This is a genomic window from Catellatospora bangladeshensis (assembly GCF_016862575.1).
GTDB classification, from domain to species: domain Bacteria; phylum Actinomycetota; class Actinomycetes; order Mycobacteriales; family Micromonosporaceae; genus Catellatospora; species Catellatospora bangladeshensis.
In genome coordinates this window covers 16,828-39,644 of the sequence record NZ_BONF01000046.1, presented here as the reverse complement: position 1 = coordinate 39,644, position 22,817 = coordinate 16,828, and the positions used below count along the sequence as shown (strand labels likewise).

General features: G+C 72.5%; 17 protein-coding genes. 10 read left to right on the top strand and 7 right to left on the bottom strand.

What is annotated here, in order from left to right:
• Positions 1 to 16 precede the first annotated feature (16 nt).
• Both Cba03nite_RS33325 and purE read left to right on the top strand, forming a co-directional pair.
• Positions 17 to 1,198: a 5-(carboxyamino)imidazole ribonucleotide synthase gene (locus Cba03nite_RS33325; protein ID WP_203755125.1), complete on the top strand. Its 1,182-nt coding sequence runs from the start codon at positions 17 to 19 to the stop codon at positions 1,196 to 1,198.
• A 70-nt stretch (positions 1,199 to 1,268) separates the two neighbouring features.
• Positions 1,269 to 1,775, top strand: coding sequence for a 5-(carboxyamino)imidazole ribonucleotide mutase (purE, locus tag Cba03nite_RS33320; RefSeq protein WP_203755121.1), 507 nt, complete (start codon positions 1,269 to 1,271; stop codon positions 1,773 to 1,775).
• A 116-nt stretch (positions 1,776 to 1,891) separates the two neighbouring features.
• Here the strand turns inward: purE and Cba03nite_RS33315 are convergent, their stop codons facing one another.
• Together Cba03nite_RS33315 and Cba03nite_RS33310 are read right to left on the bottom strand one after the other, a co-directional pair.
• A complete protein-coding gene (locus Cba03nite_RS33315; RefSeq protein WP_203755119.1) occupies positions 1,892 to 6,844 on the bottom strand; it encodes an SCO7613 C-terminal domain-containing membrane protein in 4,953 nt (1,650 codons plus the stop codon).
• A 209-nt stretch (positions 6,845 to 7,053) separates the two neighbouring features.
• A complete protein-coding gene (locus Cba03nite_RS33310; protein ID WP_371821545.1) occupies positions 7,054 to 8,406 on the bottom strand; it encodes a UDP-glucose dehydrogenase family protein in 1,353 nt (450 codons plus the stop codon).
• A gap of 233 nt (positions 8,407 to 8,639) precedes the next feature.
• Between Cba03nite_RS33310 and Cba03nite_RS33305 the strand changes: the two genes are divergently transcribed.
• Positions 8,640 to 9,794 carry an acyl-CoA dehydrogenase family protein gene (locus Cba03nite_RS33305; protein ID WP_203755115.1) on the top strand — a complete coding sequence of 385 codons (1,155 nt, stop codon included), beginning with the start codon at positions 8,640 to 8,642 and terminating at the stop codon, positions 9,792 to 9,794.
• A 146-nt stretch (positions 9,795 to 9,940) separates the two neighbouring features.
• On the opposite strand, the gene Cba03nite_RS33300 is transcribed toward Cba03nite_RS33305, so the two are convergent.
• Positions 9,941 to 10,423, bottom strand: a complete 483-nt coding sequence (locus Cba03nite_RS33300; RefSeq protein WP_239126202.1) for a MarR family winged helix-turn-helix transcriptional regulator — start codon at positions 10,421 to 10,423, stop codon at positions 9,941 to 9,943.
• 93 nt (positions 10,424 to 10,516) lie between these two features.
• Between Cba03nite_RS33300 and Cba03nite_RS33295 the strand changes: the two genes are divergently transcribed.
• Both Cba03nite_RS33295 and Cba03nite_RS33290 read left to right on the top strand, forming a co-directional pair.
• Positions 10,517 to 10,966, top strand: coding sequence for an SgcJ/EcaC family oxidoreductase (locus Cba03nite_RS33295; RefSeq protein WP_203755103.1), 450 nt, complete (start codon positions 10,517 to 10,519; stop codon positions 10,964 to 10,966).
• An 81-nt stretch (positions 10,967 to 11,047) separates the two neighbouring features.
• The gene (locus Cba03nite_RS33290) at positions 11,048 to 11,542 is read left to right on the top strand and encodes a YflT domain-containing protein (RefSeq protein ID WP_203755090.1); all 495 of its coding nucleotides are present in this window, start codon (positions 11,048 to 11,050) and stop codon (positions 11,540 to 11,542) included.
• Between the two features lie 168 nt (positions 11,543 to 11,710).
• On the opposite strand, the gene Cba03nite_RS33285 is transcribed toward Cba03nite_RS33290, so the two are convergent.
• The gene (locus tag Cba03nite_RS33285; RefSeq protein ID WP_203755087.1) at positions 11,711 to 12,301 is read right to left on the bottom strand and encodes a Dps family protein; all 591 of its coding nucleotides are present in this window, start codon (positions 12,299 to 12,301) and stop codon (positions 11,711 to 11,713) included.
• A 76-nt stretch (positions 12,302 to 12,377) separates the two neighbouring features.
• The gene (locus Cba03nite_RS33280; protein ID WP_203755084.1) at positions 12,378 to 12,872 is read right to left on the bottom strand and encodes a TspO/MBR family protein; all 495 of its coding nucleotides are present in this window, start codon (positions 12,870 to 12,872) and stop codon (positions 12,378 to 12,380) included.
• Positions 12,873 to 12,924: 52 nt separating this feature from the next.
• Between Cba03nite_RS33280 and Cba03nite_RS33275 the strand changes: the two genes are divergently transcribed.
• From Cba03nite_RS33275 to hrpA, 4 genes are all read left to right on the top strand, one after another.
• A complete protein-coding gene (locus tag Cba03nite_RS33275; protein WP_239126201.1) occupies positions 12,925 to 13,698 on the top strand; it encodes a VOC family protein in 774 nt (257 codons plus the stop codon).
• Positions 13,699 to 13,740: 42 nt separating this feature from the next.
• On the top strand, positions 13,741 to 14,754 hold the full coding sequence (locus tag Cba03nite_RS33270; RefSeq protein WP_203755078.1) for a glycosyltransferase family 2 protein: 1,014 nt from the start codon (positions 13,741 to 13,743) through the stop codon (positions 14,752 to 14,754).
• 112 nt (positions 14,755 to 14,866) lie between these two features.
• Positions 14,867 to 16,285, top strand: coding sequence for a glycoside hydrolase family 18 protein (locus tag Cba03nite_RS33265; RefSeq protein ID WP_203755074.1), 1,419 nt, complete (start codon positions 14,867 to 14,869; stop codon positions 16,283 to 16,285).
• Positions 16,286 to 16,426: 141 nt separating this feature from the next.
• Positions 16,427 to 20,419 (top strand): ATP-dependent RNA helicase HrpA, encoded by a 3,993-nt coding sequence (gene hrpA / locus Cba03nite_RS33260; protein ID WP_203755071.1) that lies wholly within the window; start codon positions 16,427 to 16,429, stop codon positions 20,417 to 20,419.
• A gap of 236 nt (positions 20,420 to 20,655) precedes the next feature.
• On the opposite strand, the gene Cba03nite_RS40445 is transcribed toward hrpA, so the two are convergent.
• Both Cba03nite_RS40445 and Cba03nite_RS33250 read right to left on the bottom strand, forming a co-directional pair.
• A complete protein-coding gene (locus tag Cba03nite_RS40445) occupies positions 20,656 to 21,612 on the bottom strand; it encodes a hypothetical protein (RefSeq protein ID WP_203755069.1) in 957 nt (318 codons plus the stop codon).
• 10 nt (positions 21,613 to 21,622) lie between these two features.
• Positions 21,623 to 22,180 carry a hypothetical protein gene (locus Cba03nite_RS33250; RefSeq protein ID WP_203755067.1) on the bottom strand — a complete coding sequence of 186 codons (558 nt, stop codon included), beginning with the start codon at positions 22,178 to 22,180 and terminating at the stop codon, positions 21,623 to 21,625.
• A gap of 130 nt (positions 22,181 to 22,310) precedes the next feature.
• Between Cba03nite_RS33250 and Cba03nite_RS33245 the strand changes: the two genes are divergently transcribed.
• Positions 22,311 to 22,763 carry an acyl-CoA thioesterase gene (locus Cba03nite_RS33245; protein WP_239126212.1) on the top strand — a complete coding sequence of 151 codons (453 nt, stop codon included), beginning with the start codon at positions 22,311 to 22,313 and terminating at the stop codon, positions 22,761 to 22,763.
• The last annotated feature ends 54 nt before the right edge of the window (positions 22,764 to 22,817 follow it).

Here is a 22,817-nt window from a genome sequence, read left to right as displayed (position 1 = left end):
CTAGACTTCCGAAGCGATGGACACACGCACCGGCCTCCCTGTCGTCGGCATGATCGGCGGCGGCCAGCTCGCCCGAATGACCCACCAGGCGGCGATCGCCCTCGGCCAGTCGCTGCGGGTGCTGGCCAACGACGTCGACGAGTCCGCGGCGCTGGTCGCGGCCGACGTCCAGCTCGGCAGCCACACCGACCTGGCCGCCCTGCGCACCTTCGCCAAGTCGTGCGACGTGGTCACCTTCGACCACGAGCACGTGCCGGGCGAGCACATCCGCGCCCTGGCCGCCGAGGGGCACAAGGTCTTCCCCGGCGCCGACGCGCTGCGCTACGCCCAGGACAAGCACCAGATGCGCCGCCGGCTGTCCGAGCTGGGCGCGCCCGTGCCGCGCTGGGCACCCATCGCCACCGCCGCCGAGCTGGTCGAGTTCGGGCTGCCCGCTATCGTGAAGACGGCCCGCGGCGGGTACGACGGCCGCGGCGTGTTCGTCGTCAACGACGTCGAGGAGATCATCGATCTGCTGGCCAGTGGCGCCGAGCTGATCGTCGAGGAGAAGGTCGAGCTGCGCCGCGAGCTGGCGGTGCAGGTCGCGCGGTCGCCATACGGGCAGGTCGCGGTGTATCCGGTGGTCGAGACCGTGCAGCAGGACGGCATCTGCGTCGAGGTGCTCGCGCCCGCTCCGGACCTGCCGGAGGACGTAGCGATCGGGGCGCAGCAGCTCGCCATCCGGATCGCGAACGAGCTGGGCGTGGTCGGACTGCTGGCCGTCGAACTGTTCGAGGTCGCCGGAGGCGGGCCTCGAACCGGCAAGCAGAGCGACCCGCCGCAGGGGCTCGTGATCAACGAGCTGGCCATGCGGCCGCACAACTCCGGGCACTGGACCATCGAGGGCGCCCGCACCTCCCAGTTCGAGCAGCACCTGCGCGCGGTCCTGGACTACCCCATGGGCGACACCTCGCTCGCTGCGCCCGCCGTGGTCATGGTCAACGTGCTGGGCGGCCCCGAGGGCGGCATGTCGATCGACGAGCGGCTGCACCACCTGATGGCCGCCGAGCCCGGCGTGAAGGTGCACCTCTACGGCAAGCAGACCCGGCCCGGCCGCAAGATCGGGCACGTCACCGCGCTCGGCGCCGACCTGGCCGACTGCCGCCGCCGCGCGGCGCGCGCCGCCCACTGGCTCACCTACGGCACCGCGCCCGCCTGAGCGGCCGCACCAGCGAACCACCGGATCGGGCCGGCGCAGGGCGCCCGGCGAGCGCAGCGAGGAGAACGCGATGACTGACCAGACCCCGGCACCGCAGGTCGGGATCATCATGGGGTCCGACTCGGACTGGCCCGTGATGAAGCCCGCCGCCGAGGCGCTGGCCGAGTTCGGCGTGACCTACGAGGTCCACGTCGTGTCCGCGCACCGTACGCCGCAGCTGATGATCGACTACGGGCGGTCGGCGGCCGACCGCGGCCTCAAGGTCATCATCGCGGGCGCGGGCGGCGCGGCCCACCTGCCCGGCATGGTCGCCAGCGTGACGCCGCTGCCGGTGATCGGGGTCCCGGTGCCGCTGAAGTACCTCGACGGCATGGACTCGCTGATGTCCATCGTGCAGATGCCGGCCGGCATCCCGGTCGCCACCGTCTCCATCGCCGGCGGCCGCAACGCGGGCCTGCTCGCCGCGCGCATCCTCGGCGCCCACGACGCCACCCTCCGCGCCGCCCTCACCGACTACGCCCACAGCCTCACCGAACTGGTCGCCCAGAAGGACGCCGCCCTCCAGGCGAACCTCTGACGTCCGCGTCTTGACCGTCCGAATTGCCTGGCATACAGGCGTATCTTGAACGCGGATACGCCCAGGTGCCTGGCAAGTCGGACGATCTTGGCCGTGCCGCCCGGAGGCGGCGCGGGTCAGCGGAATTGGCGGTAGCGGTCGGTGGCGCGGCGGCGGCGTTCGGAGTTGGCGCCGAGGACGATGAGGACGATGCCGCCGATCAGCACGCCGAGCCACGTCGTGCCGACCAGGGTGAGCGCGTGCAGGGCGGCGATGACGGTGACCGCCGCGCCGACCGCGACGGGGGCCTGCTGGCCGTAGCGGGAGCCGACCACCAGCGTGATGATCGCGGCGACCAGCAGCCCGACCTCGCGGATCGGGTTCGTGGTCGTCACCAGCACCACCACGACCGTCGGGCCGAAGCCCGCGATCAGCGCCGGGCCGTACGCAGCCCAGCTGCCCAGCTGCGGCCGCTGCCGTAGCTCCAGCAGGCCGACCGCGAGCGCGAGCAGCGCGAACGGCAGCGTGTACGCCTCGGGCAGCGCGATGTCGGCGGTCCGCATGATCAGCCACCAGGCGGCGATCTCGCTGGCCGCGGCGGCCCAGAACAGCACCCGGCGCTGCCCCGCGGGCCGCCCGGCGCGGGTGGCCGCGATGCCGAGCACCGCGCCCCAGCCGACGAGCAGCGCGGCGGCCTGCGACGGCGCCCGCACGGCGAGCCCGAGCGCGATGACCCCGGCGGTGTACCCGGCCCACTCGACCGCCTGCGCTTCGCGCAGCGCCTCGGGCCGGGCGAAACGCGGGTGCAGCGCCGCGCCGACGATCAGGATCGCGCCGACGGCCAGCACGCCGAACGCCGCCCACTCCGGCTTCGCGCCGACGCGCAGGCTGACGGTCAGCACGAACAGCTGCGCGGCCAGCGCCGCGCCGAGCCAGCCGAGGATGCGGGCCCGCTGCGACTTGCCGCCGAGCGCGGCGACGGCCCCGACGCCGACGGCCCCGCCGAAGGTGAAGATCGTCATGCCGGGGGTGGCGAGCGCGCCCGCCAGCCCGGCGCCGCCCGCGACCAGGCCCAGGACCAGCACCGCGACGCGGGCGAGCCGGATCGGGCGGTCGGTGTCCTCGCCGGTGGGCGGCTCGGTCAGCGCGACGCTCAGCATGCAGACGGTGAACACGCCGAGCCCGGCCAGCACCGACGCGGGCCAGGCCAGGCCGAGCCCGGCCGGGGCGATGAGCAGGGTGACGGCCGCGCCGGGCACCACCACCGAAACGGCCCGGGTGGGCCCGCCGCCGAAGCCGACCGCGGCGATGCCCGCCGCCACCGTGAGCAGCACCGCGGTGAGCACGGCGGCGACGTCGCCGGGTCCGGTGGCGGCGGTGGGCGGCCCCTGCCAGATGGCGTTGAGGCTGTCGTACGGCCGGACGAGCGCCTCGTGCAGTGCGGACGTCAGCGAGAACAGCGCGATCAGAGCCGGTGCCGCCGCGGCGGCCGCCGCCATCGCGCCCGGGTAGGACGGCCAGCGGCGGCTGCGCTCGATCAGCTCCAGGCGGGCGTCGAAGCCGACGCGCCAGCGCTGCGGCCCCTCCCGGGGGATCCGGCGCGGCGGTGGCGCGGCCGTCCGTTCCGGGGTGAGCCCGAGCTGGTCGCGGGTGCTGGTGCGCAGCAGCTCGGCGAGCACCACGAGCAGCACCGCCGCGGCGGCGTACACCCCGGCCGGATACGAGGTGGGCAGCGCGAGCAGGGCGATCAGCGTGCCGGAGACCGCCACGCCGACGGTGCCCCAGCCGAGGTAGGGCGCGGCGGGGCGGCGTGCCGCGGCGAGCGCGGCCAGGCCGATGCTGGTGCCGCCGAGCGCCGCGGTGAGCACGATGTCGACGGGCTTGTCCAGGCTCGCGGCCAGGGCGGCGAGCGCGGCAGGCCCGGCCAGCAGCACGGCGAGCACGCCCGCGCCGCCGAGCACGTCGAGGTGGGCGGGGGCGCGCCGGTCCAGCGCGGCCGGTTCGCCCGGCTCCGGCTCACCGGCGGCGAGCTGCGCCTGGCGGGTCATGAGGACGGCCATCAGCACCATCGCCGCGCCGACCAGCGCGATCATGCCGAGCGCGGCGGCGGTGGTCCACGGCCGCACCAGGGCCGCCCCGAGCGCGTGCAGCGCGACCGCGGTCGCCACGGCCAGCCGGGTGTAGCCCGCGCGGGCGTCGAGCGCGACGGCCGAGGCCAGGGCGTATCCGGTCGCGATGGTCAAACCGAGCACGATCGGGGCCCACCAAGGCCAGCCGAGCGCGGCCGGGGCGCCGACGGTGGCCAGGATCGCGGCGATCGCGGCGCCCTGGTGGCTGCGCGGCGGGGGCAGCGTGATCGCGCTGGCCGCGGCCAGGATGATCAGCGCGACGGGCGCCTGCCAGCCGAAGCCGACGTCCCCGCCGATCGGGGCAAGGTCGGCGGCCCACAGCTCCCCGGGCAGCGCGAGCGCCTTGATCCCGCCGGCCAGCGCCGGGTAGCCCGCGACGGCGATCAGCACGACGCCCGCCACGGCGCTGCCCGCGACCGGGCCGCGCCGCAGGTCCTCGGGCAGCAGCCGGATGCAGCCGCCCACGGCGAGCACCAGCAGCGCCGCGAGCACCAGCCAGTACTGCGGGGCGATCAGGTGTGCGGTGCGGGCCAGCGCGGCGACCAGCGCGACGGTGACGGCGGCGGCGGCGAAGTCCGCCCCGTCCAGCGCGCGGTCGGCACGGCGGCCGGAGTCGATCGAGGGGGCCAGCGCCAGCAGGATCGCCGAGATCAGCAGCAGCGCGCCGAGCCCCGCGTCGAGCGCGGTCGTGTCCGCCACCCCGAACGCGGCCCCGGCGATGACCAGGGCGCCCAGCCCGGCGCCCAGCGCGAGGGGCGTGCCGATGCGCCGCTGCGCCACCAGCCGCGCCGCGACCAGCGCCAGCACGGCGGCGCAGGCGAGGAATGCGGTGGCCAGCGCGACCTGCTCCCCGGCCGCCGGGAACAGGGTCAGCACCCCGGTGCCGACCGCGATCGGCGCGGCGAAGGCCGCGGCACCCGCCGCGGCATCCCCGAGCAGCACCGTCGCGGGCGGTGTCAGCCCGGCCACCGCCGGACCCTCCGTCATGGACAGCGTGGCGGTCTGGTCGGCCGGTGCGGGCAGTACGCGCTGCGCGCCCGCCAGCACCACGCCCGCCACCGTGAACACGGCCATCAGCCCGGCCGTGGACCAGGTGTGGGCCAGCGCGACGCCCGTGGCGACCCCGCCGACCAGGAACGAGGCGATCAGGTGCGCGCGGGCGGCCCGGGGCGTGGTCGCGGCCCACGGCGCGCTGCCCGCGCCGCCCAGCCCGGCGACGCCGATCCCGGCCCCGAGCAGCACGATGGCGGCGACGGCCAGCACCCACTGGGTGGCGACCCAGCTCAGCTGCAGCGAGGCGGGGGCGGCCAGCGCGGTGAGCGCGGCGCCGCCGACCACGGTCTCGTGCCGCCAGGCGGCCGGCAGCGCCAGCGCGGCGGCCACGGTGAGCAGCGCGACCGTGGCCACCAGCGGCCAGCCGGGGTGCCCGGCCCGCTGCGCGATCTCGGCGCCGAAGCCGTCGACGTCGGCCGAGCCCACCGGCCAGGCCGCGGCGACGGGCGCGAGCGCGGCCCGCAGCGCGGTGCCCGCGACGAACAGCCCCAGCACCACCAGTGCCAGCGTGGAGGCGAGCTGCGGCCCGCGCCGGGTCGGCTCCGGCACGGCGCGTACGCCGAGGCCGGTCACCGCCACCGCGGCGGCGATCACCAGCAGTGCCCGGTCGGGCAGCGCGACCACGGCGACCCGTGCCGCCGAGCCGATCACGGCCAGCACCATGGCTCCGGCGGCCAGCTCGCTCAGCGGCGCGCGGCGCAGCATCAGCGTGCCCACCAGGGCGACCGTGACCGCGAGCAGCAGGCTGGCCGCGGCCCGCCCGACCGACGGCACGGTGTCCGCGGTGAGCAGGGCGGCCACCGCGTACACGACGGCCGCCGCGATGGCCAGGCCGTGCAGGATCCAGGCCAGCTCGCGCAGCCAGAACGCGGACTCGCGGGCGGCGGTGGGCCGGGCCGGCGGCCGCCGCATGAACTCGGCGAGGGTGTGCGGCAGCGCGGCCCGCGAGCCGGACGCGTTGGCGATCTCGACGGCCCGCGCGATCACCGCGTTCTGCGCGGCGACCACGGTCAGCACCACGGCCCACCCCGCGGGCCCGTTGATGAGGTCGTACAGCAGCAGCGGCAGCACCGGCTGGATGGCCAGCACCACCGCGTAGCGCGGGATGGTCAGGCCGGTGGCGCGGTGGTAGAGGTACGCGATCGCGGCCGTCACCGCGAAGACCAGCCCGGCCACGATCACCAGCGAGGTGTCGATCAGGCTGAGCTGCGCCAGCAGGTAGCCGTCGATGGGCAGCAGGGCCAGGCCGACCCCGGCCAGCGCCTCGGCGGTCGACGACAGCCCGCCCTTGACCAGGCTCGGCGCGATGCCGAGCAGCACCGCGGTGACCAGGGCGAGCACGGTCAGCCGGATGCCGGGGTCCACGTTGCTGAGCGCGACGGCGGCGAAGACCACCGCGGCGATGCCGATCAGCAGCGAGCCCAGCGCCAGCATGATGTTCTGCACCGAACGCGGCGACGCCTCCGGCTCGTGCTCGGGCAGCGGCGCGACGCGCGGGGCGGTGCGCGGCGCGGTCCGCCGGGGCCCGTCACCGGGCGGGCCGGGCGGCTGCCGGGGCACGTCCGCGCCGTTCTCGGCCGGGGGCGGGGCGGTGGCCGTATCGGCCGGGTCCTTCGCCCCGGGCGGCTTGGGGATCCAGCGGCGCTGCTTCGGCGCGGCCTTCTTCTGCCGCTGCGCCTCGGCGTGGGCGAGGATGTCCCGCTGGTAGAGCGCCGCCTGCAGCTTGCCGCTGAGCTTCTTGCGCTCGCCGGACAGCCGCACGTCCTCGGCGTTCATCTCGGCGATGGCCTTGTTGAGCCGGGCCACCTCGGCCGCGAGCTGCTCCGGCGTGTTACCGCAGTGCGGGCAGCGCACGGTGGGGTCTTCCCGCTCCCGGCCACACATCGAGCACGTGCTGGCCGCAGCCATGGCAACCTCCGACTCCCGGCACGTCACCAGACGACGACGCGGCGTGTGGATCGATTACCGGCAGCATGTCTGATCGGAGTGACCTTTGAAAAGCCCCATTTCAGTCAGGTAGCGGCAGCGCACGCGTTCGGCCACGAAGATCGTGGAACGGCCGGGGATGTGAAAGAGCCCACCCGCGCGGCGGATGGGCTCTTTCGGCAGATCAGCGGTCAGACCGTGGGGCGGCCCAGGGCGCGCAGGGTCCAGCCGGCCGACTTCCACGCCGAGGCGTCGAGGCAGTTGCGGCCGTCGATGACCAGCTTGGTGTTGACGACCTCGCCCAGCGCCACCGGATCGGCGTTGCGGAACTCGGCCCACTCGGTCAGCACGCACACCAGGTCGGCGTCGGCCACCGCGTCCACCAGGGACTTGGCGTACTCGACCTCGGGCAGCGAGCGCTTGGCGTTCTCCATGCCCTGCGGGTCGTACACGTGCACGTCGGCCCCGGCGCGCGACAGCATGCCCGCCACGGCGAGCGCGGGCGCGTCGCGTACGTCGTCGGAGTTGGGCTTGAAGGTCGCGCCGAGCACGGCGATCCGGGTGCCGGACAGGTCCGGGCCGGCCGGGCCGAAGCGGCGGCCGAGCAGCCCGGCGGCCAGGTTCAGCACGCGCTGGCGGCGGCGCAGGTTGATCAGGTCGACCTCGTGCAGGAAGCGCAGCGCCTCACCGGCGCCCAGCTCCTGGGCGCGGGCCTGGAACGCGCGGATGTCCTTGGGCAGGCAGCCGCCGCCGAAGCCGACGCCCGACTGCAGGAAGCGGTTGCCGATGCGCGGGTCGTAGCCCAGCGCGCGGGCGAGCTGGGTGACGTCGCCACCGGCCACCTCGCAGACCTCGGCCATCGCGTTGATGAACGAGATCTTGGTGGCGAGGAACGAGTTCGCGGCGACCTTGACCAGCTCGGCGGTGGCGAAGTCGGTGGCGACCACCGGCACCTCGCGGTCCTCGGTGGCGGCCAGGTCGAAGACGCCCTTGTGCGCGGCGTGCAGCAGCGAGTTCGACCACTCGGTCTTGGTGGCCACGACGATGCGGTTGGGGCGCATGACGTCGTCGACGGCGAAGCCCTCCTGCAGGAACTCGGGGCTCCAGGCGACCTCGACGGCCAGCTCCGGGCGGGCGTGCTTGGCGACGAGCTGCTCGACCCACTCCGCGGTGCCCACCGGCACGGTGGACTTGCCGACGATGAGCGCCTTGCGGGTCAGGTGCTGGGCCAGGTTGGTGACCGACGCCTCGACATAGGTGAGGTCGGCGCCCAGGCCGTTGGCCCGCTGCGGGGTGCCCACGCAGATGAAGTGCACGTCACCGAAGTCGGCGGTCTCCTGGTACGACGTGGTGAAGCGCAGCCGTCCCGCGGCCAGGTTGCGGCGCAGCATCTCGTCCAGACCGGGCTCGTGGAAGGGCACCTGGCCCTGGCCGAGCTTCTCGATCTTGTCGACGTCCACGTCGAAGCCGATGACCTCGTAGCCGAGCTCGGCGTAGCAGATGGCGTACGTGGCTCCCAGGTAGCCGGTGCCGATGAACGTCAGCCGGGGCCGGGCGGCACCGGAGGGAGGGGTGACGGGGGCGGGCTGGCTCGCGTACGGGAGGGTCACGCGCTGTCTCCTAATCCGCAAGGGCTGGGGGGTGAACGGGTTTGAGCAGATGAGGAGCCTACGCCCTGTCCAGCCCCGAGGAAAGTTTACCGTGGGGGGTGGACGAGCTTACCTGAGCGAGCGTTAAGCTACCGACCGGTACGAATCACTGGTCAGAGGAGGTCTCGGTGTTCGACCTGTACCAGCTCTCCGAGGAGCACAAGGCGATCCGCGAGGCGGTACGCGAGGTCTGCGACGCCAAGGTGGCCCCCAACGCCGCCCACGCCGACGAGACCGGCGAGTTTCCGCAGGTCAGCCTCGACGCGCTGCGTGCGTCGGACTTCCACGCCCCGCACGTCCCCGAGGAGTACGGCGGCGCGGGCGCGGACGCCCTGGCCACAGCCATCGTCATCGAGGAGGTGGCGCGCGCATGTGCCTCGTCCTCGCTCATCCCCGCGGTCAACAAGCTCGGCACCATGCCGCTGCTGCTGTCCGCGTCCGCCGAGCTCAAGCAGCGTTACCTGCCCAAGGTCGCGGCCGGCGAGGGCATGTTCTCCTACTGCCTCTCCGAGCCGGAGGCGGGCAGTGACGCCGCAGCCATGACAACCCGGGCAGTTCGTGACGAAGATCACTATGTGCTCAACGGGGTCAAGCGCTGGATCACCAACGCCGGCGTGAGCGAGTACTACACCGTCTTCGCGGTCACCGAGCCCGGCGTCGGCGCCAAGGGCATCTCCGCGTTCGTGGTCGAGAAGGCCGACGCGGGCGTCAGCTTCGGCGCCCCCGAGCGCAAACTCGGCATCAAGGGCTCGCCGACCCGCGAGGTGTACCTCGACAACGTCCGCATCCCCGCCGACCGTTTGATCGGCGCGCCCGGCACCGGCTTCGCCACCGCGATGCGCACGCTGGACCACACCCGGGTCACCATCGCCGCCCAGGCCATCGGCATCGCGCAGGGGGCGCTGGACGCGTCGCTGGCGTACGTCAAGGAGCGCCGCCAGTTCGGCAAGCCGATCGCCGACTTCCAGGGCGTGCAGTTCATGCTCGCCGACATGGGCATGCGGCTGACCGCCGCGCGCGAGCTGACCTACGCCGCCGCCGCCCGCTCCGAGCGCGACGACGCCGACCTGACCTACTACGGCGCCGCCGCGAAGTGCTTCGCCTCCGACGTCGCCATGGCCATCACCACCGACGCGGTCCAGCTGCTCGGCGGGTACGGGTACACGAAGGACTTCCCGCTGGAGCGCATGATGCGCGACGCCAAGATCACCCAGATCTACGAGGGCACCAACCAGGTCCAGCGCATCGTCATGGCCCGCCAGCTCCTCAAGGGCATCATCTGACCCCTCCCGTCGTCGCGCCCGGACCGGGCTGCAGTTTCGGGGAAGTGCAGGAATTTCGCCTGGCGAAGCCACACCTTCCCCGAAACTGCAGCCCGGTCTGCGTCTACGCGCAAGCCGGGCCGCGCGGAGTCGGCCGGTCGGCCCGCTCAGGGGCGGGTTCGGCCGGTGGCGTGGGCGCGCATGTCGTGGGTGGCCGCGAGCAGTGCGTCTGCGGCGTGTCCGAAGTAGTCGAAGAGCACGGCCAGTTCCTCCGGCCGATAGCGCCGGAACACCTCGGCCAGCCGTTGCCGCGCCGGGTCGACGATGCCGCCCACGTCCAGCGCGGGCAGCGGCTCGACCAGCACGCGCCGCCGGTCCGCCGGGTCGGGAACGCGGCGTACGTGGCCCGCTCGCTCCAGGCGGTCGATGAGGCGGGTGGTCGCGCCGGTGGTCAGGCCGGTGCGCTCGGCCAGCTCGCCCGAAGTGAGCCGCCCGGCCAGGTTGAGAACGCTGAGCGCGGCCCAGTCGGTGGGGTGCATCCCGGCCGCGTCCGCCGCCGCCTGCGTGTACGCGGTCACCGCGTCGAGGTGGCGCCGGAACGCCTCGTGCGCCCCCGCGGGCAGTCCCTTGGGTGGCGTGTCGTCGGACATGGCGGCGCGGGCTCCTCTGCGCTAATCTCTGCATGCGTGCAGATATTGCATCTATGCAGTATCTGTGTACCCGTACCCATGCTAGGAGGGCCCATGTCCCACCCCGACCGCACCGCCGACCTCGCCGCGATCCAGCAGCTCCTGGACGGCATCGTGCGCGCCTGGGACGCGGCCGACGCCGACGCGTTCGGCCGCGCCTTCACCGCCGACGCCTCGTACGTCACCTTCGTCGGCACCCACTACCGGGGCCGGGCTGACATCACCGAGAGCCACCGGGTCCTGTTCCAGGCGTTCACCAAGGGCACCCGGATGGCGTCCGAGACGGTCGGCACCACGTTCCTCGGCCCGGACACCGCCGTCGTGGTCGGCCGCGGCGACACGTTCAAGGGCCGCCGCCCCGCCCTGTCGAAGATCCAGACCTATGTCCTGGTACGCGAACCCGGCGGCTGGCGGGTCGCGGCCTTCCACAACACCCGCCGCCGCGGGCTGATGGAGCGGATCCAGTTCCGCTTCGCGCCCGGCACCCGGCCCGCCGTCCGCTAGCAGCGAAACGGCCGCCGGGATTGGCCCGACCGCACGCCGGGTACCCGGTCGGCAACGTCAGCCGTGATGAGGAAGGCTCCCATGACACAGACCGATTGGGCCGCGGACAGCCGGGTCACCGGCCAGGTCGTGATCGCGACCTACGAGACGTACGCCGAGGCCGAGCGAGCCGTCGACCACCTCTCCGACCAGGGCTTCCCGGTGGAGCGCACGGCGATCGCCGGCCGCGGGCTCAGCCTGGTCGAGCAGGTCACCGGCCGGATGACCGGCTGGCGCGCGGCAGGCCAGGGCGCGCTGAACGGCGCGCTGGTGGGCGGCCTGTTCGCCTGGCTGTTCGGCTTCTTCAACTGGATCACCCCGCTGATGTCGCTGCTGCTGCTCGTCCTCTACGGCGCGCTGTTCGGCGCGGTCGCGGGCGCCCTGCTCGGCCTGGCCGGCCACGTCCTCAGCGGCCGCCGCCACGACTTCTCCTCGGTCTCGGCCATGCAGGCCGACCGCTACCAGATCCTCGTCGACGCCTCCGCCGCCGACGAAGCCCTCCGCCTCCTCGACCCCACCCCCACCCCTTCGCGTTGATCATGAACTTATGGACGTGATGAACGGCGTGTCCCGACCCTCGCGCCGTGATCACCTGGCCGCCTCGCCGGGCCGTCTCGGTGATCACGGTGGCAGGGTCGGGACACGCCGCCGAACACGTCCATAGGTTCATGATCAACGCGTCGGGGCGGGTGGGTGGGTGGGTGGTCAGGCCTCGACGAGGGGGGTGTCGACGAGGTGTTCGGCGAGGAACCAGGCCTGCATCTCGCCGGTGCGGATGATCTGGCTGACGAGCAGGTCGTTGGTGCCGTCGTCGCCCATCTCGTCGGCGTGGCGGGCCGCGTCGTGGGCGGCGATGAGGATGGTCTCGTGGGCCTCGAGCAGGCGGGAGATCATCGCGGGGACCTCCTCCACGCCGTCCGGCGGGCGGGGGATCACGGTGATCTCGGCGATGTGCCGGGGATCGCCGATGGCGACGCCGCCCAGGCTCTGGATCCGCTCGGCGATCACGTCGACGAGCTCCAGCTGCTCGCCCGCGTGCTTGTCCAGCAGCAGGTGCAGCTGGTAGAAGGTCGGGCCGCGCATCAGCCAGTGGTGCTTCTTGTAGAGGCTGTACAGGATCTGGGTGTCGGCGAGGCACTGGTTGAGGCGCTCGCACGAGTACATGCGCGCGTCGTGGGACAGGCCCACGGGTAGCTGCCGTACGGTGCCGAACTCCTGGATCTGGGCGCCCTTCTGGTGCAGGGCGGGCTGGCTGCCGCGGGTGGCGGTTTTGCCGGGCGACTTGGTGGTGGGCATCGATGTGTTCCTCTCGTTGCGGCCCGCGCGGAAGCGGTCCAGCGCAGGCTCTGGTCGGCACACCGGGGCCAGTCTTTCAGGACACACCCTTGTTGAGCTGCCAGATCGTGAAGTTGAGCGCGGCCGCGAAGGTGACCCACAGCCAGTACGGCACCAGCAGCCAGGCCGCGGGGCGGGAGATCCGGGCGAACAGCCACACCGTCGCGCCGACGGCCAGCCACAGCACCGTGATCTCGGCGAACGCCCAGCCGTAGGCGCCCGCGCCGAAGAACAGCGGGGTCCATGCCGCGTTGAGCACGAGCTGGGCGGCGTACACCAGCAGGGCGGGGCCGAACCCGGCGCGGCGCCAGGCCAGCCACCCGGCGATCGCGATCATCACGTACAGCACGGTCCAGACCGGCCCGAACAGCCACGACGGCGGCGCCCAGGCGGGCCGGGCCAGCTCGGCGTACTGCCCGCCGGCGTCGCTCACGGCGAGCCCGCCGATTCCGGCCGTGACGAGCACGGCCAATCCGAATCCGGCGAGCGCCCAGGGGCTGCCCGGCGGCCTGCGTACGGCGTCAGTGCTCATCTCTTCCAGGTAACCAGCCCCCGGCGAGCCGAAACCGGCGAGGATGGCAGGCATGGCGCAGACGTACGAGCAGGGCACCCCGTGCTGGGTCGATCTCGGCAGCACGGACCTGGACGCCTCGGCCGCGTTCTACGGCGGGCTGTTCGGCTGGACCGCCGAGGACATGGGGCCCGATGCCGGGGGATACCGCATCCTGCGCAAGGACGGCCGCCAGGTCGCCGGGCTCGGCCCGGCCACCGACCTCGACCGGGGCAGCACCTGGTCGACGTACTTCGCCACCCCGGACCTGCAGTACACCTCGATCAAGGTTGAGGAGCACGGCGGCCGGGTGGTGGCCCCGTCGATGGACGTGATGGGCCAGGGCCGGATGGCGGTCTTCACCGACCCCGAGGGCGCCTTCCTGTCCGCGTGGCAGGCGCTGGAGTTCGGCGGCTTCGAGCTGGCCAACGAGCCCGGCAGCGTCACCTGGAACGAGCTGACGACCTCCGACGTCGACGCCGCCAAGGTGTTCTACCAGGAGGTGTTCGGCCTCGCCATGCGCGACGTGTCGATGGGCGAGGGGCTGACGTACACCCTGTTCGAGGCGGAGGGGCGGCCGGTCGCCGGGGCCATGCCCATCGACCCGGCCTGGGGCCCGATGGCGCCGCACTGGTCGGTGTACTTCGCCGTCGACGACTGCGACGCGGCGTACGCGAAGGCGCTCGACCTCGGTGCGATCAAGGTCATGGCGCCCGTGGACTCTCCCGCCGGGCGCTTCGCCATCCTGAAGGATCCGCAGGGTGCGACGTTCTCCGTGATCAGGAATAATCCAGACTTCTCCATCTGACGGGCGCTTAAGCAAACCGCTCCGGATGGCTATGGTTTCGGGGTGACCGAGCCGAGACTGACCGTCGTCATCCCGATGTACAACGAGGAGGCGGTGCTTCCCCTGCTCGTGGCCCGGCTGCGGCCGGTGCTCGACGGGCTGGGCCGCACCTACGAGGTGCTCGCGGTCGACGACGGCAGCCGGGACGACACCGCGGCCCTGGTCACCCTCATGCGGGCCAACTGGCCGCAGCTGCGCCTGGTCCGGCTGCGCCGCAACAGCGGCCACCAGGCTGCGCTCACCGCGGGCCTGCACCGCTCGCGCGGCGACTACGTGGTCACCATCGACGCCGACCTGCAGGACCCGCCCGAGGTCATCGCGCAGATGCTCGACCTGGCCGAGGAGCGCGACCTCGACATCGTCTACGGCGTACGCGGCGACCGGGCCAGCGACACCGCGTTCAAGCGGGGCACCGCCGGGCTGTACTACCGGCTGATGCGCAGCATCGTGGGCAAGAAGATGCCCTACGGCGCGGGCGACTTCCGCATGCTGAGCCGGGCGATGGTCGACGCGCTGCGCGGCCTGCCCGAGCAGACGCCGGTCTACCGCCTGCTGGTGCCGTGGCTCGGCTTCCCCAGCGGCGAGGTCACCTACGTGCGCGAGAAGCGCGCCGCGGGCACCAGCAAGTACCCGCTCGGCAAGATGATCAAGCTGACCGTGGACAGCGTCATCAGCTTCACCGCCGCGCCGCTGCGGCTGGCCATCTGGCTGGGTGCGGTCGGCGCGCTGGCCTGCGTGATCGCCGCGGTCAAGGTGCTGTGGGCGTACTGGCAGGGCGCGGTCGTGCCCGGCTGGACGTCGCTGTCGCTGGTCGTGCTGTTCCTCGGCGCCTGCCAGCTCATCTGCCTCGGCCTGCTCGGCGAGTACGTCGGCCGCATCTACCAGGGCATCCAGGGCCGCCCGGCGTACTTCATCGGTTCGGACTCGCTGACCGACGCGGCGGAGCCCGACGAGCCGGACTTCGTGGAGGAGCCGGTGCGGCCGCGCCGCGCGCAGGGCGCCGCGAGGCGCGGCTGACCTGCTTCGATCCGGACGGGCTCCGGATACTAAGGAAATCTAACTGTTAGGTCTCTTGACTGTTGCGCGCTCCCGCGTGAAGGTTCGCATTGGACGAACGATGGGAGTGCATATGCTCAGATCTCTGCTCCGCCCGGGTGTCGCGGGGGCGCTCGCCCTGGCCCTGGGCGCCGGATTCCTGGCCGCCGGCCCCGCGGCCGCTGCCGGGGGCGGTGCCCCCAAGCCGGACGTGCCGAAGAAGGTGATCTCCGCCTACTTCACGAACTGGTCCGTCTACGGGCGCGGCTACTTCGTCAAGGACATCCCGGCCGACAGGCTCAACGTCATCCAGTACGCCTTCGGCGTGCCGACGTTCAACCAGGCGACCGGGGCCGTCGGCTGCGACGTGCTGGACCCGTGGGCCGACTACCAGCAGGTGTACTGGGGTCCGGAGAACACCGTGGACGGGGTGGCCGACACCTATCCCGGCCAGAACGTCTACGGCAACTTCAACCAGCTGCGCAAGCTGAAGGCGGCCAACCCCCACCTGAAGATCGAGATCTCGCTGGGCGGCTGGACGAAGTCCACCTGGTTCTCCAGCGTGTCCAAGACCGCCGAGCGCCGCCAGGCGTTCGTCGCGGCCTGCATCGACACCTTCATCAAGGGCAACCTGCCGACCGGCGGCTGGCCGGAGGACGCCGGCGGCATCGGCGTCGCCAAGGGCATCTTCGACGGCATCGACCTCGACTGGGAGTACCCGACGGCCAAGGCCGACAGCAACGTCGACTACGGCCCGGAGGACCGCCACAACGCGACGCTGCTGGCGCAGGAGTTCCGCCGCCAGCTCGACGCGCAGGGCAAGCTCGACGGCAAGCACTACCTGCTGACCGCCGCGCTCCCGGCCGCCAAGAGCTCCACCAAGTACTACGAGCTGCGCGAGTTCGTGAAGTCGCTGGACTGGGTCAACATCATGACCTACGACTTCAACGTGCCCGGCGGCTCCGTCGCGGGCCCGAGCACCCTGTTCACGCGTGACCCGCGCGACCCGAACGCGGGCGACTGGACCTGGAACACCGTCGGCACGGTCGGCTACTACCTCGCCCAGGGGGTGCCCGCCAACAAGATCGTCGTCGGCGTGCCCTTCTACGGCGTGCAGTACATCCGCAACCCCGACGGGCTCTACGGCGCGTTCGACAACACCGGGCTGAACCCCGACTCGCTGATCTGGGATCAGAAGCCCCAGCCGTCGTACCACGACCTGGTCGACGTCGCGGGCGTGCTCAGCCCGGACGGCACCGCCACCGGCGGCTGGACCCGCAAGTGGAACCCGCTCGCGGGCGAGCCGTACCTGGTCAACCCGGCCGCCGAGCACGTGCTGGCGTCCGGCACGGTCACCGCGCCGACGACGATCGTCTACACCGATCCGAAGTCGCTCGCCGAGCGCACCGCGCTGATCAAGCTCCTCGGCCTGCGCGGCGCGATGGCGTGGGAGCTGAGCCAGGACTCCGACGACCACGCGCTGATCGGCGCGCTGGGCCCGGTCCTGCGCTGAACGTACGGCGGGGCCGGTGCGTCCGCTTCGGCGGGCGTCCGGCCCCGCCGCCGTTTTCGGGGAGGTCGGCGGCGGTGCCGCGGGCTGTGCGGAAAACCGCTGGTCGTCCGGCCGGGGGCGCGGCTTATCCTTGCGGCTGTCATGACATCGCAGTCCGAGCCGGCGGCGCGCCGCAACAGGCCGCCCCGCAACCCCAGCCAGCTCGTAGAGCTGCGTAAACGCGTCGACGTGCTGTTGGCGCAGGATCAGCGTCGGCTCTCCCGGCGCCTCGACGGCGTACGCCGGATGAAGCCCGGGGAGGCGCTGGACGCCGCCGTGGCGCAGATCACGGAGGCCGTCGCCAAGGCCGAGGAGCGGATCGCCCTGCGGGCCGCCAACGTGCCGCAGGTCACCTACCCCGACGAGCTGCCGGTCAGCCAGAAGCGCGACGACATCGCCGCGGCGATCCGCGACCACCAGGTCGTGATCATCGCGGGCGAGACCGGCTCCGGCAAGACCACCCAGATCCCGAAGATCTGTCTCGAACTCGGGCGCGGGCAGCGCGGGCTGATCGGCCATACCCAGCCGCGCCGGCTGGCCGCCCGTACGGTCGCCGAGCGCATCGCCGAGGAGCTGCAGACGCCGCTCGGCGGGGTGGTCGGGTGGAAGGTCCGGTTCACCGACCACGTCGGCGACGAGACCATGGTCAAGCTGATGACCGACGGCATCCTGCTCGCCGAGATCCAGCACGACCGCACCCTCAGCCAGTACGACACGCTGATCATCGACGAGGCGCACGAGCGCAGCCTCAACATCGACTTCATCCTCGGCTACCTGAAGCAGCTGCTGCCGCGCCGCCCCGACCTCAAGGTGATCATCACTTCGGCGACGATCGACCCGGAGCGCTTCGCGGCCCACTTCGCGACCGTCCCGGCGGGCGGCGGCGAGCCGGTCCCGGCCCCGATCGTCGAGGTGTCCGGGCGCACGTACCCGGTCGAGGTCCGTTACCGCCCGCTGGTCGTCGCGGGCGACGAGGACGACAACGACGACGAGCGCGACCAGATCCAGGCGATCTCCGACGCGGTCGACGAGCTGGCCCTGGAGGCGCCCGGCGACGTGCTGGTCTTCCTCAGCGGCGAGCGCGAGATCCGCGACACCGCCGAGGCGCTGCGCAAGCACGCACTTCAGAGTCAACGGCTGCGGCATACCGAGATCCTGCCGCTGTACGCCCGGCTGTCCACCGCCGAGCAGCACAAGGTCTTCCAGCCGCACACCGGCCGCCGCATCGTGCTCGCCACCAACGTGGCCGAGACGTCGCTGACCGTGCCGGGCATCAAGTACGTGGTCGACCCGGGCACGGCCCGCATCTCCCGCTACAGCCACCGGCTCAAGGTGCAGCGGCTGCCCATCGAGGCGGTCTCGCAGGCCTCGGCCAACCAGCGCAAGGGCCGCTGCGGGCGCACCTCGGACGGCATCGCGATCCGGCTCTACGACGAGACGGACTTCGTCAACCGGCCGGAGTTCACCGAGCCGGAGATCCTGCGTACCAACCTCGCCTCGGTCATCCTGCAGATGATCTCGCTGGGGCTGGGCGACATCGCGGCGTTCCCGTTCATCGACCCGCCGGACCGGCGGAACATCGCCGACGGCGTCGACCTGCTGCACGAGCTGGGCGCGCTGGAGGCGCCGGTGCGCGGCGAGCCCGGCCGGCTCACCCCGCTGGGCCGCAAGCTGGCGCAGCTGCCGGTCGACCCGCGGCTGGGCCGCATGGTGCTGGAGGCCGACCGCAACGGCTGCCTGCGCGAGGTGCTGATCATCACGGCGGCGCTGTCCATCCAGGACCCACGCGAGCGCCCGGCGGACAAGCAGCAGGCCGCGGCCGAGAAGCACGCCCGCTTCGCGGACAAGGACTCCGACTTCGTCGCGTACCTCAATCTCTGGAACTGGCTCAAGGAGCAGCAGAAAGAGCTGTCTTCGAACCAGTTCCGGCGGACCTGCAAGACGGACTTCCTGCACTACCTGCGCATCCGGGAGTGGCAGGACCTGGAGTCGCAGCTGCGCCAGGTGGTCAAGGGCATGGGCTTCACGCTCAACACGGTGCCCGCCGAGCCGCAGCGGCTGCACCAGTCGCTGCTGTCCGGCCTGCTGTCGCACATCGGCCTGTACGACCCGGAGAAGCGCGACTTCATCGGCGCCCGCAACGGCCGCTTCTTCGTCTCACCGGGCTCGGCGCTGTTCAAGAAGCCGCCGCGCTGGGTGATGGTCGCCGAGCTGGTCGAGACGTCCCGGCTGTGGGGCCGCATCGCCGCGAAGATCGAGCCCGAGTGGGCCGAGAGCCTGGCCGAGCACCTGGTGAAGCGGCAGTACAGCGAGCCGCACTGGGAGAAGAAGCAGGCCGCCGTGCTGGCGTACGAGAAGGTGACCCTCTACGGCATCCCGATCGTGGCCAAGCGCAAGGTCAACTTCGGCCGGATCGACCCGGCGCTGTCGCGCGAGCTGTTCATCCGGCACGCGCTGGTCGACGGCGACTGGGAGACCCACCACAAGTTCTTCCACGCCAACCGGGACCTGCTTGCCGAGGTCGAGGAGCTGGAGCACCGGGTACGCCGCCGCGACATCCTCGTCGACGACGGCACCCTGTTCGACTTCTACGACGCCCGCATCCCGGCCGACGTGGTCTCCGGCCGCCACTTCGACACCTGGTGGAAGAAGGCCCGCCACCAGACGCCCGAGCTACTCGACTTCGAGAAGTCGATGCTGGTCAACGAGACCGCGGGCGGCGTCGACGAGGCCGACTACCCGGACGTGTGGCGCCAGGGGGAGTTCGAGTTCCCGTTGACCTATCAGTTCGAACCTGGAGCCGACGCCGACGGCGTCACCGTGCACATCCCGCTGCCGCTGCTGAACCAGGTGTCCCCGGCCGGGTTCGACTGGCAGATTCCGGGGCTGCGCGAGGAGCTGGCGGTGGCGCTGGTGCGCTCGCTGCCCAAGTCGATCCGGCGCAACTTCGTGCCGGTGCCCGACTACGTACGCGAGGCCATCGCCGGGCACAGGCCCGACGGTGAGCCGCTGCTCGGGCTGCTGGAGCGGCAGCTGCGCACGATGACCGGCGTGGTCGTGGCCCGCGAGGCGTGGGAGCCGGACAAGGTGCCCGACCACCTGCGCATGACGTTCCGCGTCGAGGACGAGAAGGGCGCCCGGCTCGCCGAGGGCAAGGACCTGGCCGCGCTCAAGCGCCAGCTCCGGGACAAGGCCCAGGCCGCCGTCGCGGCCGCCGCCGACGACATGGAGCAGCACGGCCTCAAGGCGTGGACCATCGGCCCGCTGGCCAAGGTCGTCGAGCGGCAGCGCGGCGGGTACGCCGTCAAGGGTTACCCGGCGCTGGTCGACGAGGGCGAGACCGTCGGCGTCGGCGTGTTCGACAGCCCCGGCGAACAGTGGACCGCCATGTGGCGGGGCACCCGCCGGCTGGTGCTGCTCGGCGCGCCGCCCCCGCTGAAGTCACTCCAGGGTCGCCTGACCAACCAGGCCAAACTGGCGCTCAGCCGCAACCCGCACGGCAGCGTCAACAAGCTGCTCGAAGACGTGGTGACCACCGCGGTCGACAAGGTCATCATCGAGGCGGGCGGCCCGGCGTGGGACGCCGACGCGTTCGCGGCCCTGGTCCTCAAGGCGCGCATGGACATGCCGGACACCATGTACGAGATCCTCCAGCAGCTGGAGCCGATCCTGTCGTCGGCGTACGACATCGACCGGCGGCTCAAGTCGATCACGAACGTGCTCCTGGTGCGCTCGGTGGCCGACATCCGCGCCCAGCTCACCGGCCTGGTGTACCCGGGCTTCGTGGCCGCCACCGGCCTGCGCCGCCTACCGGACCTGGCCCGCTACCTCCGCGCCGTCGAGCAGCGCCTCGCCAAGCTCCCCGAGCAGCCCCAGCGCGACCGCGAACGCCTCCTCCTCATCGAGGACGTCCAGCAGGAGTACGCCGACGCCAAGGCCTCGATCCGCCCCGGCGCCCCCGGCTGGGACACCCTCGCCGAGGTCCGCTGGATGATCGAGGAACTCCGCGTCAGCTACTTCGCCCAGTCCCTCGGCACCCCCTACCCCGTCTCCGACAAACGCATCTACCGCGCCCTAGCCACCCTCCCCACCTGACCGCCCGCCCCCGGGCCCTCCGGGCCCCGCTGCGTTGATCATGAACTTATGGGCGTGTTCGACGGCGTGTCGCACCCCTAACTTCATGATCACTGGACGGGATGGGTAGATCTTGGAGAGTTGTTGTCGCTCCAACGACAACAACTCTCCAAGATCTGGTGAGGCGGCGGAAAGGGAAGCGCCCCCACGGGATCCGTGGGGGCGCGACTCGTTGTGGGAGCTGCCGGTGGGTCCGGTCAGTCCTTCTTGTCGATCTTGATGGTCTGCTGGTCGGCGGGGTCGAGGATCATGACGGTCTGCTCCTCGGGCAGCGGCGGCGGTGCGACCGGCTGCGTCGCCGCGGGGGCCGGTGCTGCGGGCGGCGCCGGAGGAGTGGCCGCCTGCGGCGGGCTGGGCGGCTGCGGCGCACTCGGCGGCTGTGGCGCGCTGGGCTGCTGGGCGATGGCCGGTGCCGCCGCAGGGGTGCGGCGTGGCAGCGGCGGGGCGTCCGCCACGGGCGCGGCCGGCGCCTTCGGAGCCTTGGGCGCCTTGGGGGCGCTGGGCGGGCTCGGCGGGGTCTGGACGGTCGGGGCGGCGGACACCGGCGGGGCGGGCGGCACGTTGACCGTGGGCACGCTCTGCGGGGTCATCCGCGGGTAGTGGAGCGACGGCGGCGGCACGTCCGGCAGGCCGGTGTACGCCGTGCCGCCGGGCTGCGCCGTGAACTGGCGGGTGGCGTCGGCGGGCGCGCCGGGCCGGGCCTGCTGCAGCGGGTACGCCGCCAGCGCGACCGTCTCGTCGGCCAGCCGGTCGTGCTTCTTCCAGCGGCGCGGGCTGCCGACCGTGGCCAGCAGCGGCACCGCGAGCACGATGCCCAGCCCGGTCTGGCCGACCGCGCCGCCCATGTGCACGTTCAGCATCGCGAACGTGTCCTCGTAGGACGCCGGGTGGGCGATCGCCCAGACGCTCATGCCGAGCAGGCCGAGCCCGGCCAGGAACGGGCCCACCGGCGACAGGCGCACCATGGTGAGCACGGCGTAGAGGGCGCCCGCGAGCAGCAGCGCGCCGAGCGCGACGGCCGTGTCGAGCACCGCCTCGGGAGCGCCGCCCGCGACCCAGCTGGTCTGGAAGGCGCTTAGTCCCGTGCCGGTCAGCAGGAACACCGCTGGTGCGAAGACCAGCGCGAGCAGGAACGATCCGATGTGGCGCACCATGCCTCCGGGGTTAGACCTTGGTTGGCGCGCTCCAGGATGGCGTATCGACACCAGACATGTCTGCGGGGGTCCGCAAGTCGGCGAATCCGTTGAAGGTGTCCGGGCCGTCGCCGCGGGTGGACAGCGGTTCCGACCAGGCCGGCTCGTCCGCCTCGTCGCGGCGCGGCCAGTTGCGCCAGCGCTGCGGGCTCAGCACGGCGATCAGCAGCATCGTGCCGAGCATGCCGAGCACGCCGCTGGTGACCGGGCTGGCCGGGACGACCAGCTCGCCCAGGAACACCCATACGTCGGGCAGCAGCCGCTGCGCCGCGTCCGGGGCGGCGATGAGGAACGCGGTGGCGCCGACGTAGCCGGCGGCGACGACGAGGGGCCCGGCGGGGGAGACGCGCAGGCTGCCGACCGTGCCGAGGGCCAGGCCGATGAGGGCGAGCAGGATCAGGCCGAACCACAGTGGCCGTTCGGCGCCGATCTGCTCCGATTCGGTGATGACCGCCTGGCCGTATGCGATGACCAGCCAGGCCAGAGGTGCGATGACAATTCCGGCGAGAAGGCTCCATACATGGCGCATGGGCCGGTACCTTACTGATTTCCAGGCGTTGCGCAACCGTTCGGCGGATGGGCGTACGGTGAACGGCGTGATCGACACTCCGCCGCTCGGCCGGCCGACCGCGTTCTCGCGGGTCACCCTGAGCCGCATCATGACCAACCAGGACGTGAACCTCTACGGCACCGTGCACGGTGGCGTGATCATGAAGTTCGTGGACGACGCGGCGGGCGCCGCCGCGGCGCGGCACTGCGGGTTCAACGCGGTCACGGTGGCCATCGACGAGATCACGCTGATGGTGCCGGTGCGGGTCGGCGACCTGGTGCACGCGAAGGCGCAGGTCAACTGGACCGGCAAGACCTCGCTGGAGATCGGCGTGACGGTGTTCGCCGAGCGGTGGAACGAGGCCGGCAGCGAGCCCGTCAACGTGGCCACGGCATACCTGGTGTTCGTCGGGGTGGACGCCGCGGGCGACCCGCGCGAGGTGCCGCCGGTGCTGCCGGAGACGCCGGAGGACGTGCGCCGCTTCCACGAGGCGGAGATCCGCCGCGAGCACCGGCTGGCCCGCCGCCGCGCCATCGACCAGCACCGCGCCGACCGCGCCTGATCCCGGTGGCGGCCCGGCCCACCGCCCGGCCGCCGCTGATGTGCCCGAACCCAC

What these genes read in the sequence shown, in the direction of transcription:
- Cba03nite_RS33325 (WP_203755125.1), top strand. Translation starts at nt 17, where the DNA reads ATGGACACACGCACCGGCCTCCCTGTCGTCGGCATGATCGGCGGCGGC.
- purE (WP_203755121.1), top strand. Translation starts at nt 1,269, where the DNA reads ATGACTGACCAGACCCCGGCACCGCAGGTCGGGATCATCATGGGGTCC.
- Cba03nite_RS33315 (WP_203755119.1), bottom strand. Translation starts at nt 6,844, where the DNA reads ATGGCTGCGGCCAGCACGTGCTCGATGTGTGGCCGGGAGCGGGAAGAC.
- Cba03nite_RS33300 (WP_239126202.1), bottom strand. Translation starts at nt 10,423, where the DNA reads ATGTCCGACGACACGCCACCCAAGGGACTGCCCGCGGGGGCGCACGAG.
- Cba03nite_RS33295 (WP_203755103.1), top strand. Translation starts at nt 10,517, where the DNA reads ATGTCCCACCCCGACCGCACCGCCGACCTCGCCGCGATCCAGCAGCTC.
- Cba03nite_RS33290 (WP_203755090.1), top strand. Translation starts at nt 11,048, where the DNA reads ATGACACAGACCGATTGGGCCGCGGACAGCCGGGTCACCGGCCAGGTC.
- Cba03nite_RS33285 (WP_203755087.1), bottom strand. Translation starts at nt 12,301, where the DNA reads ATGCCCACCACCAAGTCGCCCGGCAAAACCGCCACCCGCGGCAGCCAG.
- Cba03nite_RS33280 (WP_203755084.1), bottom strand. Translation starts at nt 12,872, where the DNA reads ATGAGCACTGACGCCGTACGCAGGCCGCCGGGCAGCCCCTGGGCGCTC.
- Cba03nite_RS33275 (WP_239126201.1), top strand. Translation starts at nt 12,925, where the DNA reads ATGGCGCAGACGTACGAGCAGGGCACCCCGTGCTGGGTCGATCTCGGC.
- Cba03nite_RS33265 (WP_203755074.1), top strand. Translation starts at nt 14,867, where the DNA reads ATGCTCAGATCTCTGCTCCGCCCGGGTGTCGCGGGGGCGCTCGCCCTG.
- hrpA (WP_203755071.1), top strand. Translation starts at nt 16,427, where the DNA reads ATGACATCGCAGTCCGAGCCGGCGGCGCGCCGCAACAGGCCGCCCCGC.
- Cba03nite_RS40445 (WP_203755069.1), bottom strand. Translation starts at nt 21,612, where the DNA reads ATGGTGCGCCACATCGGATCGTTCCTGCTCGCGCTGGTCTTCGCACCA.
- Cba03nite_RS33250 (WP_203755067.1), bottom strand. Translation starts at nt 22,180, where the DNA reads ATGCGCCATGTATGGAGCCTTCTCGCCGGAATTGTCATCGCACCTCTG.
- Cba03nite_RS33245 (WP_239126212.1), top strand. Translation starts at nt 22,311, where the DNA reads ATGACCAACCAGGACGTGAACCTCTACGGCACCGTGCACGGTGGCGTG.